Source organism: Rhodococcus sp. P4_C10 (genome assembly GCF_056402135.1).
This window is the reverse complement of sequence record NZ_JBFUHZ010000016.1, coordinates 36712-49791: the sequence shown is the minus strand read 5'-3', so window position 1 is coordinate 49791 and position 13080 is coordinate 36712. Positions and strand designations below refer to the sequence as shown.

The following is a 13080-nucleotide window of genomic DNA, read 5'->3' as shown; positions in this document are numbered from 1 at the left end:
ACTACGTTTCTCGCAGTCAGCGATGCCCGACCGGGCATCGCGCATGGCGCGAGAAGAGGACCTCCATGACGGCAGTGTCGCCAGCAGTTGGACCCGGGATCGCCCCGCCCGCGACGCACACCAGCGTGCGCCGGGTAGCGGTCGCCAGTTGTATCGGGACAACGATCGAGTTCTACGACTTCTTCATCTACGGGACCGCGGCGGCGCTGGTCTTCCCCAAGGTGTTCTTCCCGGCCCTCGGTTCCACCGCCGCCACCGTCGCCTCGTTCGCCACCTTCGCGGTCGCCTTCATCGCGCGGCCGGTCGGGGCCATGTTGTTCGGGCACTACGGCGACCGGATCGGCCGCAAGAAGACCCTGATCTCCACGCTGCTGCTGATGGGCATCTCCACCCTGCTCATCGGGCTGCTGCCGAGCGCCTCCACGATCGGCGTCGCGGCCCCGATCATCCTGGTGCTGCTCCGCTTCGGGCAGGGCTTCGCGGTCGGCGGCGAGTGGGCAGGCGCGACGCTGTTGACGGCCGAGTACGCACCGCCCGGCAAGCGTGGCCTGTACGCGATGTTCCCGCAGCTCGGCCCGGCGATCGCCTTCATCCTCTCCAGCAGCACCTTCCTCATCACCGGCGCGGTGCTCGGCGACTCGAACGAGACCTTCCTCAACTGGGGCTGGCGCGTTCCGTTCCTGTTCTCCATCGTGCTGGTCGGCATCGGCCTGTACATGCGCCTCGCCATCGAGGAGACCCCGGTGTTCCGCGCCAACCAGGCGCAGCGCGAACTCGACGGGCCGGACGTGGCGCCCCGGACCCTGCCGTTCCTCGACGCCTGGCGCTACCAGCGCAAGGAGATCCTGCTCTCCGCGGGCGCCCTGGCCACGCTGTTCGCCTTCTTCTACCTCGGCACGGCCTTCCTCACCAGCTACGGAACCAAGACGCTCGGCTTCAGCCGGCCGTTCGTGCTGATGGTCGGCATCGCATCCGCCGTCGTCTTCGGGATCGCGATCATCGTCTCCGCGCTCTACTCCGACCGGATCGGCCGCCGCAAGGTGATCATGGCGTCCTGCGTCGCCGCCCTGGTCTGGGCGCTGGCACTGTTCCCGATCCTGGACACCGGATCGCCGGTGGCCTTCGCGATCGGCATGTTCGTGACGCTCGCGATCTTCGGCGTCGCCTACGGTCCGTGCGGCGCGCTGCTGCCCGAGATGTTCCAGACCCGCTACCGCTACACCGGCGCGGGGCTGGGCTACAACCTGGCCGGCGTCCTCGGCGGCGCGGTCCCGCCGCTGATTGCCGCGCCGCTCGCGTCGGCGTACGGCAGCTCCGCAATCGGCGTCATGCTGGCGGTCCTCGCGGTGTTGAGTTTCTTCTGCACCAAGGCGCTGGTCGAGACCAAGGACCACGCGCTCTGACGCTCGGCCGGTACCGGGTGTCCGGACTTTGCACAGTTATGCCGGCCCCGAACCGCAGAGTATGTCGTAGGTCACATCGAAACGAGTAGGTTCGACCACGGGAGGGCTCGCCGAGGCGGGCCCTCCCGGAGGCGCCGGCACAGGCGCCCGGAGAGGAAAACGGATGATCACGGTCCTGCCCGGTGGAACCCGGCCCGGCAATCCACCCCTGCCCAGCTACGCCTCGGGCACGTGGGACAGCCCGATGCTCGGCGACACGATCGGCGACAACTTCGACCGGACGGTCGCGGCCCACGGTGGGCGTGATGCCCTCGTCGACCACGCCTCCGGGCGGCGGTGGAGCTACGCGGAGCTCGCCGTGGAGGTAAACGGGGTCGCGGCCGGGCTGCTGGCCCGGGGTGTCGGCAAGGGCGACCGGGTGGGGATCTGGGCCCCGAACTGCCCGGAGTGGACCCTGATCCAGTACGCGACCGCGAAGATCGGCGCGATCCTGGTAAACATCAACCCGGCCTACCGCTCGCACGAGTTGCAGTACGTGCTCGAGCAGGCGGGCATCAAGATGCTGGTGGCCGCGCCGAGCTTCAAGACCTCCGACTACGCGGCGATGATCGAGACGGTCCGGCCGCAGTGCCCCGGCGTGGAGTCGGTGGTCCTGCTCGGCAGTGAGGACTGGCAGGCGCTCGCCGCGGACGGCCTGGCCGCGCAGGCGGCCGACCCGTCCGTGCTGGCATCGGCCCAGGCCGCGCTCTCGTCGGACGACCCCATCAACATCCAGTACACCTCGGGCACAACGGGTTTCCCGAAGGGTGCCACGCTGAGCCATCACAACATCCTCAACAACGGCTACTTCGTCGGCGAGCTGTGCCACTACACCGAAGCCGACCGGGTCTGCATCCCGGTGCCGTTCTACCACTGCTTCGGAATGGTGATGGGGAACCTCGCGTGCACCAGTCACGGTGCGGCGATGGTGATTCCGGGCCCGGCGTTCGACCCGAAGGCCACCCTGGAGGCGGTGCAGGCGGAGCGGTGCACCTCGCTCTACGGCGTGCCGACGATGTTCATCGCGGAACTCGCCGAGCCCGGCTTCGACGACTACGACCTGTCGAGCCTGCGGACCGGCATCATGGCCGGCTCGCCCTGTCCGGTGGAGGTGATGAAGCAGGTCATCGAGCGGATGGGGATGGCCGAGGTGTCGATCTGCTACGGCATGACCGAGACGTCCCCGGTCTCGCTGCAGACCCGCTCCGACGACACCGTCGACCAGCGGGTGTCCACGGTGGGGAGGGTCGGACCGCACCTCGAGGTGAAGATCGTCGACCCCGCAACCGGTCTGACGGTGCCTCGCGGGGAGGCCGGCGAGCTGTGCACCCGCGGCTACTCGGTGATGCTCGGCTACTGGGAGAACCCGGAGAAGTCTGCCGAGGCGATCGACGCCGCCCGGTGGATGCACACCGGCGACATCGGGGTGATGGACTCCGACGGCTACGTCGCGATCACCGGCCGGATCAAGGACATGGTGATCCGCGGCGGGGAGAACGTCTACCCGCGCGAGATCGAGGAATTCCTCTACACGCACCCCGACATCCTCGACGCACAGGTGGTCGGCGTGCCCGACGCGAAGTACGGCGAGGAGCTGATGGTGTGGATCCGAATGCGCGAGGGTGCGGAGCCGTTGGACGCCGCCGCCGTTCGCGCCTTCTGTGACGGAAAGCTGGCGCACTACAAGATTCCGCGCTACGTCCACGTCGTCGACGAGTTCCCGATGACGGTGACCGGGAAGGTCCGCAAGATCGAGATGCGTGAGCAGTCGGTCGAACTGATCGGTCACCGATAGCGGGAGCGGGCGTGGACACAGAGGGGGCGGCAGGAGGGTCTGCGGTCCGTCCGGAGATCGCGCTGTCCTGGAAGCGGTCGGCGCTCAGCGGTGTCGACCCGGAGGGCGCGTTCGACGCGGACCCGTCGCCGGACGTGGACTTCACGAGCCGGTTGATTCGGGCCGCGCAGCCGATCCTGGACGAGATCCGGGGCCAGATCGCCGGCACCGGGCTCTGCGTCCTGCTGGCCGACCGCGACTGCCACATCGTGGCGAGGGCGTTCGACAACCAGCAGGTCGAACGGCACATGGATCGACTCGGCGCGGTCCTCGGCTCCCGGTTCGGGGAGGACATCGCGGGGACGAACGCGATCGGCACACCCCTCGAGGTGCGCCGTGGCGTCGTCATCAACGGCGGGGAGCACTACCTCGAACAGTTCAAGGGCGTGAGCTGTTACGGGCATCCCATCATCCATCCGGTCACGCATCGGGTGGAGGGTGTTCTGGACATGACCGGGTTTGCCCCACAGGCGAACTCGTTGTTCGCGCCCTTCCTGCAGCGGGCCGCGTCGGACATCGAACGGCGTCTGCTGGAGGGTTCGCGGGCGTCGGAGCAGCGGTTGGTCGACGCCTTCCACCGAGTCTCGCCGCAGCGTCACCTCGCCGTCGCCGCCATCGGCGAGGACATCCTGCTCACCAATCGAACCGCGCTGGACCTGCTCGACGTGGCCGACCATGCGGCCCTGCGCGGCCTCGCCGTGGACCTGCTTCCGGACCAGACCCGCACCATCGACATGGAACTGGCATCCGGTGAACTGGCCACGGTCCGGGCCGACCGGATCTCCGGAACCAACGGCGGCACCCTGTTTCTGGTCCAACCGGTGCACCGTACGAGTGCGCCGATCCGACGCCGGGGTGCCGTGCCGGGGTCCGCGGGCGATCGAGCGCGGGCCCAACTGCGGCGGGTACGTGGCAACCGGAGCGCCGTCGCGATCGTCGGGGAGCCTGGATCCGGTCGGACCACCGCGATCCGCGACCTCGCGGGCACCGAACATGTGCACTGGATGGATGCGACCCGGGTGCCGATCGTGGGAGTCGACCAATGGCTCGCCGTATTGCTCGAACATGCGGCCTCGTCGGGTGGTGTGCTGGCGATCGAGCATGCGCAGTTGCTCCCCGCCGCGGTACTGCCGCTGGTCACCGAGCTGATCCTCGCCGAGTCGGGCCCCCGGATCGTGCTCACGAGCGGCCCGGTCGACGACCTGCCCGCGGCGGTCGCGGCCCTGGTCGCACGGTGTCCGGAACGGATCACCGTCCCGCAGTTGCGGCAACGCCTCGGTGAGCTCCCGGAGATCGCGCAGGCGATGCTCGACGAGCTGGCGCCGGGGGTCGTCCTCACGTCCAGCGCGCTGGAGGCGCTGGTCGCGGGGGAGTGGCCGGGCAACCTCACCGAGCTCAGGGTGGTGCTGACCAGGGCGGTCGAGGCGCGGTCCAGCAACAGGCTCGGACTCGCCGACCTGCCCGAGGCGTACCGGACGAGCTCGCGGGTGTCCCGGCTCGCCGGCCGCGAACGCGCCGAGCGTCAGGCGATCGTCGACGCGCTGCAGGAGTGCGGTGGCAACAAGGTGCACGCGTCGGTCCGTCTCGGGATCAGCCGCAGCACACTGTATTCCCGCATCCGGGCGCTCGACATCACGACCTAGGGGACTGTCCGGAAGTCGCACAGTTAGCGGGACCCGTTCCGTCGGAGTATGGCGTGCATCACACGTTCACATGCGAAGGAGTAACGATGACCGCGATCGCCGATTTCCCGCTCGCCGCCCGGGTGCAGGGCTTCCTGGGCGGGCGACCGAAGCAGCTCCTGATCGACGGGGAGTGGATCGACGCGGCCTCGGGCCGCACTTTCCCGACCTACGATCCGGCCACCGGCAACGCCCTCGTCGAGGTCGCCCACGGACAGGCGGAGGACATCGACCGGGCGGTCCGGGCCGCCCGCGCGGCGTTCGACGACGGCGCGTGGGCGTCGATGAAGCCCAACGAGCGTGAGCGCCTGATCTGGCGGGTCGGCGACATCCTCAGTGAGCGGGCCGAGGAGTTCGGTCAGCTCGAGGCGCTCGACAACGGCAAGTCGGTCGGCATCGCCAGTGCAGTCGACGTGGCCTGGGCCGCAGACGTTTTCCGCTACTACGCGGGCTGGGCGACGAAGATCGAGGGCAGCACGGTCAACGTGTCGATGCCGTTCGCGCCCGGTCGCGAGTTCCACGCGTACACACTGCGCGAGCCGGTGGGCGTGTGCGGGCTGATCGTGCCGTGGAACTTCCCGCTGCTGATGGCGTCCTGGAAGCTGGCCCCGGCGCTGGCCGCCGGCAACACCGTGGTCCTCAAGCCGGCCGAGCAGACGCCGCTGACCGCGCTGCTGCTCGGTGAGGTGTTCCAGGAGGCCGGTTTCCCGCCCGGCGTGGTGAACATCGTCAGCGGGTTCGGCGACGCCGGTGCCGCGTTGTCCGCGCACGAGGACGTCGACAAGATCGCCTTCACCGGATCCACCGAGGTGGGCAAGAAGATCGTCGAGGCCGCGAAGGGGAACCTGAAGAAGGTCTCGCTCGAGCTCGGTGGCAAGAGCCCGAACATCGTCTTCGCGGACGCGGACTTCGATGCGGCGGTGGAGGGTTCGCTCAACGCCTGGCTGTTCAACCACGGTCAGTGCTGTGTCGCCGGCACCCGACTGTTCGTGGAGGACAAGATCTTCGACGAGTTCACCCAGGCCGTCGCCCACGCGGCGAGCCAGGTGAAGATCGGGCCGGGCCTCGACCCCACCACCCAGCTCGGCCCCCTGGTCTCCCAGGAGCAGTTCGACAAGGTCACCGGGTACCTCGCCGCCGGTCTGGCCGACGGCGCCCGGGCGCTCACCGGCGGCAAGCGCTGGGGCGAGAGCGGCTACTTCGTGGAGCCGACCGTCTTTGTTGACGTCAAGCCCGAGTTCAGCATCGTGCGCGAGGAGATCTTCGGTCCGGTGGTCGCGGCGATGCCGTTCGACGCGGAGTCCGGCGTCGCGGCCGCCGCGAACGACTCGATCTACGGCCTCGCGGCCGGCATCTGGACCCGCGACATCTCGAAGGCGCACCGCACCGCGAAGCAGATCAAGGCCGGCTCGGTCTGGATCAACCAGTACAACGGCTTCGACACCGCCATGCCCTTCGGCGGCTACAAGCAGTCGGGCTGGGGACGCGAACTGGGTGCGTCCGGCCTCGACGCCTACACCATCACCAAGTCCGTCAACGTCGCACTCTGACCGCAACATTCACGAGGGAGTCAACATGAAGACCACCGCTGCAGTGCTGCTCGAGCCCGGCAAGCCCTTCGAGCTGATGGAGCTCGACCTGGACGGCCCCGGCCCCGGGGAGGTGCTGATCAAGTACACCGCCGCCGGCCTGTGTCACTCGGACCTGCACCTGACCGACGGCGACCTGCCCCCGCGGTATCCGATCGTCGGCGGTCACGAGGGTTCCGGGATCATCGAGGAGGTCGGCCCGGGCGTCACCAAGGTCAAGCCCGGTGACCATGTGGTGTGCAGTTTCATCCCGAACTGCGGCACCTGCCGCTACTGCTCGACCGGGCGGCAGAACCTGTGCGACATGGGCGCCACCATCCTGGAAGGCTCCATGCCCGACGGGACCTTCCGATTCCACTCCAAGGGAACCGATTTCGGTGCCATGTGCATGCTCGGCACGTTCGCCGAGCGGGCCACGATCTCGCAGCACTCGGTGGTCAAGGTCGACGACTGGCTGCCGCTCGAGACCGCCGTACTCGTCGGCTGCGGGGTGCCGTCGGGTTGGGGCACCGCGGTCAATGCCGGCAACCTGCGGGCCGGTGACACCGCCGTCGTCTACGGGATCGGCGGCCTCGGCATCAACGCCGTGCAGGGCGCGGTGAGCGCGGGATGCAAGTACGTCGTGGTGGTCGATCCGGTCGCGATGAAGCGGGACCAGGCACTGAAGTTCGGTGCGACGCATGCCTTTGCCGACGCCGCCAGTGCGGCCGAGAAGGTCAACGAACTGACCTGGGGGCAGGGCGCAGATGCGGCGCTGATCCTGGTCGGCACGGTGGACGAGGAGGTGGTCTCGGCGGCGACTGCGGTGATCGGCAAGGGCGGCACCGTGGTGATCACCGGCCTCGCGGACCCGGCGAAGCTCACCGTGCACGTCTCGGGCTGCGACCTGACGCTGAACCAGAAGACGATCAAGGGCTCGCTGTTCGGGTCGATGAACCCGCAGTACGACATCGTCCGCCTGCTGCGCCTCTACGACGCGGGTCAGCTCAAGCTCGACGAGCTGGTGACCACGCGGTACAGCCTCGAGGACGTCAACAAGGGCTACCAGGACCTGCGGGACGGCAAGAACATCCGCGGCGTGATCATGCACAAGTGACCTACTGACCAACGTGGCCCGGGTCCCTCGCCCGGCGGCACGTTCCCTCGCCCCGCCTCTCGGCCCGCCCCGGTCGAGAGGCGGGGCGTCTCGTTTGCGTGCGGTCCGCACGCGCGCTGCGCGGCGCATGATGACAGGAGTCGACTGCAAGGGAGGCCGCGGTGATCACCAGTCTCGGACGGACGACCGCCGCGACGGCGGTGCTCCTTGCCGCGCTCGCCGGCTTCGTGGACGCGATGGGTTACATCACCCTCGGCGGGTACTTCGTTTCGTTCATGAGTGGGAACTCGACCCGCGCCGCCGTGGCGGCCGTCGACGGCGCCGGGCATTCGGCCCTGGTGGGCACGTCGGTGATCGGCCTGTTCGTGCTGGGGGTGGTGGCCGGTTCGCTGCTCGGCCGTCGGGCGGGCCGGCGGCGTGCGAGCGCTGTGCTGGTGTTGGTGACGCTGCTGCTGGCGGTGTCCGCGGCCGGTCACGACGTGGCGCCCACCCAGGTGGTGATCGCGTCGATGGCGCTGGCGATGGGGGCGGAGAACACGGTGTTCGAGCGGCGCGACCAGGCGTCGATCAGCCTGACCTACATGACCGGAACACTGGTCAAGCTCGGCCAGCAGATTGCGGGTGCGCTCGCGGGGGGACCGAGGTGGGCCTGGGTGCGCTTCGCTGGGCTGTGGCTGGGGCTGGTCGCCGGGGTGGTCCTCGGCGCCGCGGTGCACCGGTGGATCGGGCTGACCGGGATGTGGCTCGCGGTCGCGGTGTCGGCCCTCCTCGCGGTCGGGATGTCGCGGTCGCGCGGGGCCGTGTGAATTCTGGGGCGGTGTGAGTCCCGGGCCGTCTGGTGCGCCGGGTCAGGTCAGCGGGGGGCGTACATGATCACCGCGACCCCGACCAGGCAGAGCAGCGCGCCGGTGACGTCCCAACGGTCCGGGCGGAACCCGTCCATCGCCATGCCCCAGATCAGCGAGCCCGCGACGAACACCCCGCCGTACGCTGCGAGGATCCGCCCGAAGTTGGCGTCCGGTTGCATCGTCGCGACGAAGCCGTAGGCCCCGAGGCCGATCACGCCGAGGCCGATCCACAGCCAGCCGCGGTGCTCGCGCACGCCCTGCCAGATCAGCCAGGCGCCACCGATCTCGAGGACCGCGGCGAGGGCGAACAGGGCGACGGACTTCGCGACGGTCATCGGCGGAGGCTCTCGGGCATGCCTCGGACCCTAGCTGGGGTCGGACGGGGTCGGGGATGAGGATCGGGTTGTCACCGGTGCTCGCCCGTCGTGCTGTGTGCGCCAAGCGCAGACCGGTTGCGGCCGAGGGCGTCTCGGCCGCAACCGGTCTGGTTGTGGGTGAGTTTGTAGTTCCTTGCCTGGTCAGGCTCCGTGGATCACTCGCCGGTTGTGGGCCGGCCGGGGTCTTCGCAACGGGTCCACCCACGCGGGTGGGGTGAACGACGGGAACCCGTCCGATTCGATCTGCACGACCCAGTGGTTCCTGTGGATGATCGTGTGGTGCTTCTTGCAGAGCAGCACCAGGTTGGACAGCGCGGTCGATCCGCCGTTGCTCCAGTGCCGGACATGGTGGGCGTCGGTCCACGCGGCGGGGCGGCCGCAGCCGGGGAAGGCGCAGCCGCAGTCCCTGGCGACCAGCGCTTTCCGTAGTTTCGGGGAGATGATGCGGGTGGTTCGGCCGACGTCGAGGGGGTTGCCGCCCCGGTCGACGAAGATCGGGGTGACCTGGGCGTCGCAGGAGATGCGGGCCGCGATGGCGGCGGAGATCGGTCCCGCCCACGGCATGCTGGCGTGCCTTCTGCGGCGGTAGTGCCGCGGCGGCCTGACGTCGGTACAGCCGTCGCAGTGTTCGCCGCTGATGGGTCCGGTTGCGTTGTCGGAGTGGTAGTCCCAGTCGTTTCCGGACCAGGCCCCGGTCGCGGGTGTCGGCGCCGTTGCGGCGACTGCGTCCTTGAGTGCGTCGACGTCGATGGTCACGGTGACGTGGGGTCGTTCGCCGCCTTCGAACGGTCCGCGTGCGTTGTCGAGGTGTCCGCGGATGATCTGTTCGAGGGCGTCGGCGCGGCGTTTGGCGGCGGTGCGAGGGTCGCGGATCGGGTTGCCCGTCCTCGTCGGTGCTCGGGTGCGGCTTCGACAGCCCGGACAGGGCGGTCTGCAGGGCCTCGCCGGACTCGGCGTCGAAGCTGCCCTTCACGAGCACCCGCCCACCCAAAGTCGCGGATGCGTGGAACTCGTTGAGTTCCGGGTTCTCGCCGTCGGAGGGGAGATCGCTGTCGCGCTCGAAGAAGATCTCCATCTCGCGGGCCCGCTTGCGCAACTGTGCGGTGTCCTCGACGCGGGCGGCGATGAGCAGGTAGGCCTCGCAGTCATCGGCCCGCCCGCTGTCGGGGTCGGGATGGTCCCAGTCCGTTTCCGCGGGTTCGATGCCGAAGTCCTTGGTGAGCTTCGCGAGGCGGCCGAGGAAGTTGACGATCACCTGGACGTGGGCGAGTTCGATCCGTCCCTCGTTCAGCACGTCGGCCACCCGGGGGTGCAGGGGGAGTTCTCGGGAGAGACGGACGATCTGGGCGGCGCGGGCGCGGCGCATCCGGGTGACGCCGGCGAGCCAGGAGGTGGTGTCCGCGGCGCCGGCGTGTTCGGGCAGGCATCTCTGGTCCGCCTCGTGCACGAGTCGGACGAGGAGCGCGTCGCGTCTGCGCATGTCCTGAACCAGCTCGGGGACCGCGGCGAGGATCTCGGTTTCGTCGAGTCGCCATGCCTCGACCCCGGCGGGGTCGGTGAGTATGGCGTCGAGTTTCATACGTCGAATTCTACTCGCACGCACATTCGATTTCTAGTTTATTTATGCTGGTCAAAAGGTATGTGAACCGGAAATATTCCTCTTCTTGACAGTTCGCGGCTTCTCCGACATATGGGTTGGCGGCGGGTATTCGAACCCGTGGGTTCGTCGCGTGCGGGTAGGCGACCGCGGGGGCGGCCCGGAGGCTTCCCGGTGGCAGACCGACCGGCCGGCCGCGGAGATGGTGCGGCCGGCCGAGAGGTCAAGCGGCGGGCAAAGGCTGCGTTGCGCGAACCTGGCCTCGGACGAAGAAGGCCGCGACAACACCGAACACGATGAGCGCGATCGTCACCAGTGCCGCGATCGCACCACCGCTGCTGGACGTGCCGACGGCGGTGTCGAGCCCACCGGAGGAGAGGAAGGTCGTCGGGTCGGTGAGGGCGTGGAGAACGACTGCCGCCCAGATGGTGCCGGTCACTCGCATCGTGAGGTACATGCACATGCCGAAGCCGAAGGTGTAGACGACCGTGGCGGCGACGGTGGTCAGCTCCATACCCGCGAGCAGGTTCACGGTGTGCATCAGTGCGAACATCAACGACGAGGCCACCGCGACGTACTTCTCGCTGTGGCGAGCGTCGCGCAGGATCTGGACTACGAGTCCTCGGGTGGCCAGCTCCTCGGTGAGGCCGACGCAGGCACCCATGACGAACATTGCCGCGATCTGCCCGCCGGTCCACGAACTCCAGTCCGTCCCGGTCACATGCGCGATGATCGCGGCCAGAACCAGCACCGGGCCGATCCACATCCAGCCGCGTCCCCGAATGGGTTGGGGCCCGAAGATCTTCCCCAGCAGGCCGAGTCGGACAGCGACGACAAGCAGTGCGACGGCGCCGATCGCGATCGGCAGGGCGAGCCCGAACAGGATGCTGGGCGCGGAACTCACGATGTTGTCCGTGTCGATCTCGTCGGCGAAGATCCACCCGATCAGCTGCGACACCGCCAAGTAGAACGCCAGGTAGGCCACGATCAGCCCGATCGCCATCCAGATGCTGGGGCGACGCCAGCTTGGTCCGTCTACACGTTCATGCGTCATCGCCTGATCGTAGAGACTCGTCCGCGGCGGCCGACCGTCACACGAAGGCCCCATCCGGACTGTGTGGGCATCGCCGCACGGATCAGTCGAGGCGTCCGTCCGTTGGCGGCGTCCGGCCGGCCGGTCACGGTCCGGGCAGCGCCGCAACCCCCGTCCCGCTCAGCTGGCTCCGGTCGACCGGCCGCCCCGCCATCGCGAGCAGCAACTGCTGCATCGGACCCTGCACCGGCGCGCCCCTGCCCGCCGACCATTCGACATCGGTGGCGACCATCCGCACGCCAGAGACCTTGTGCCGCACGCCCATCGACGAGGCAAGCGGCCGGACCAGTCCCGCCGCGCAGGCCGCGGCGACCGGCGGCATGGCGTGCGCCCTCCCGAGCGGGAGGGCGATGTCCTGGGTGTGCAGCAGGATCTCGATCAACGCGAACCGGACCGGGGTACCCGGCGGGTGGCCACGCGAGCCGTCGAGCCGGTCGAAGTCGGCAACGATCTCGGCCGTGGGGCGGTCGGAGACCAGTTTGCCCTGCGCGTAGATGGTCTCGCTGTAGCTGCCGTGCGCGCGGATCAGCAGGGGGACCGCGTCACGAAAATCGCGAAGCCGGGTCTGGGGATGGGCGATCACGTGGCCGGCGACGTCCTTGACGGTCCACCCCGCGCAGAGCGAATCCGTTGCCCACTCGTCGTCGGACAGGTCGGCCAGCACGGCGGCGAGAGCCCGGCGTTCGGCGTGGACGTATGACCAGATCTCGTCTCGGGTCAGCTTCATCACGGCCCCTCCAGCGCCAGGACTTCCCGAGACGAATTCTCCCACCGCAGCGCGCCGCCCTACACCCCCGGCGCCAGCGCCGCCGCCGTCATCCGGCGCAGCACCGCGCGGGTCCGGGTGGGTGCCGACGGGTTGACGCTGTGCGGGGTGGAGTTGATCAGCCCGAACGTCGCGTGGGCCTTGATCCGGGCGTCGGCCTCGTCGAGTCCGGGATCGACCTGCCGCAGGACCCCTACCCACATCTCGACGTACCGCCGCTGGAACTGGCGCACCTGCCGCCGTGCGGCGTCGGGCAGGGACTCGAGGTCGCGGTCCTGCACGCGGATCAGATCCGGCTCGCCGATCGCGAAGTCGAGGTGGAACTCGACCAGGTCGGCGAGGGCCTGCTCCGGCGTGTCGGCGGCCGCGGCCACCTCGGTGCCGCCGTCGAAGAGGCGGCGGCTGATGTCGACCAGCAGCTCGACCAGCAGCGACTCCTTGTTGGGGAAGTGCCGGTACACCGCCGGGCCGCTGATGCCGACGGCGGCGCCGAGGTCCTCGAGCCGGACGCCCGCATATCCGCGCTCGGCGATCAGTCGGGCCGCGGCCTGCAGCAGCTGACGGCGACGGTCGGCCTTGAGTTGGCTGCGCCGGGTCGGGGCCGGCCCCGTGGCCTGTGTGGGTGCCATCCGATCGCTCCTTCTGACATTGGATCTGGACATCTCAGTTAATCAAAGTTATCTTAGATTGAGTTAGTTGGAGTTAACCGAACTTGGAGCGGACGCTTCCAGCGGTTGACGGACCTCGGAGTGGACG

11 protein-coding genes and 1 pseudogene are annotated in these 13080 nt (G+C 68.9%); 6 read left to right on the top strand and 6 right to left on the bottom strand.

The features are described from left to right. Positions 1-65: 65 nt before the first annotated feature. The 6 genes from AC1DWC_RS12970 to AC1DWC_RS12945 all read left to right on the top strand — a co-directional run bounded on the left by AC1DWC_RS12970 (position 66) and on the right by AC1DWC_RS12945 (position 8449). Entirely contained in the window at positions 66-1403 is a 1338-nt protein-coding gene (locus AC1DWC_RS12970; RefSeq protein WP_477908586.1) for an MFS transporter, read from the top strand. Positions 1404-1647: 244 nt separating this feature from the next. Beyond that, positions 1648-3237 carry an AMP-binding protein gene (locus AC1DWC_RS12965; RefSeq protein WP_477908928.1) on the top strand — a complete coding sequence of 530 codons (1590 nt, stop codon included), beginning with the start codon at positions 1648-1650 and terminating at the stop codon, positions 3235-3237. A gap of 11 nt (positions 3238-3248) precedes the next feature. After that, positions 3249-4919 (top strand): sigma-54-dependent Fis family transcriptional regulator, encoded by a 1671-nt coding sequence (locus AC1DWC_RS12960; RefSeq protein WP_477908584.1) that lies wholly within the window; start codon positions 3249-3251, stop codon positions 4917-4919. An 86-nt stretch (positions 4920-5005) separates the two neighbouring features. Next, on the top strand, positions 5006-6508 hold the full coding sequence (locus tag AC1DWC_RS12955; protein ID WP_477908582.1) for an aldehyde dehydrogenase family protein: 1503 nt from the start codon (positions 5006-5008) through the stop codon (positions 6506-6508). A gap of 25 nt (positions 6509-6533) precedes the next feature. Continuing rightward, on the top strand, positions 6534-7643 hold the full coding sequence (locus AC1DWC_RS12950; protein WP_072842773.1) for an NDMA-dependent alcohol dehydrogenase: 1110 nt from the start codon (positions 6534-6536) through the stop codon (positions 7641-7643). A gap of 164 nt (positions 7644-7807) precedes the next feature. Next, the gene (locus AC1DWC_RS12945) at positions 7808-8449 is read left to right on the top strand and encodes a YoaK family protein (RefSeq protein WP_477908926.1); all 642 of its coding nucleotides are present in this window, start codon (positions 7808-7810) and stop codon (positions 8447-8449) included. Between the two features lie 47 nt (positions 8450-8496). Here AC1DWC_RS12945 and AC1DWC_RS12940 read toward each other — a convergent pair whose 3' ends face one another. The 6 genes and pseudogenes from AC1DWC_RS12940 to AC1DWC_RS12915 form a co-directional block, all read right to left on the bottom strand. Further along, entirely contained in the window at positions 8497-8826 is a 330-nt protein-coding gene (locus tag AC1DWC_RS12940; RefSeq protein WP_072842775.1) for a YnfA family protein, read from the bottom strand. 183 nt (positions 8827-9009) lie between these two features. After that, positions 9010-9741, bottom strand: a complete 732-nt coding sequence (locus AC1DWC_RS12935; protein ID WP_477908924.1) for an HNH endonuclease signature motif containing protein — start codon at positions 9739-9741, stop codon at positions 9010-9012. A gap of 409 nt (positions 9742-10150) precedes the next feature. Then, a pseudogene (locus AC1DWC_RS12930) lies at positions 10151-10348 on the bottom strand (hypothetical protein); the annotation flags it as partial. 340 nt (positions 10349-10688) lie between these two features. After that, entirely contained in the window at positions 10689-11519 is an 831-nt protein-coding gene (locus AC1DWC_RS12925; protein ID WP_477908580.1) for a lysostaphin resistance A-like protein, read from the bottom strand. Between the two features lie 124 nt (positions 11520-11643). Beyond that, complete coding sequence (locus AC1DWC_RS12920; protein WP_477908578.1) at positions 11644-12285, bottom strand: maleylpyruvate isomerase family mycothiol-dependent enzyme; 642 nt, start codon at positions 12283-12285, stop codon at positions 11644-11646. A 59-nt stretch (positions 12286-12344) separates the two neighbouring features. Continuing rightward, positions 12345-12953 carry an SACE_7040 family transcriptional regulator gene (locus AC1DWC_RS12915; RefSeq protein WP_477908576.1) on the bottom strand — a complete coding sequence of 203 codons (609 nt, stop codon included), beginning with the start codon at positions 12951-12953 and terminating at the stop codon, positions 12345-12347. Positions 12954-13080 lie beyond the last annotated feature (127 nt).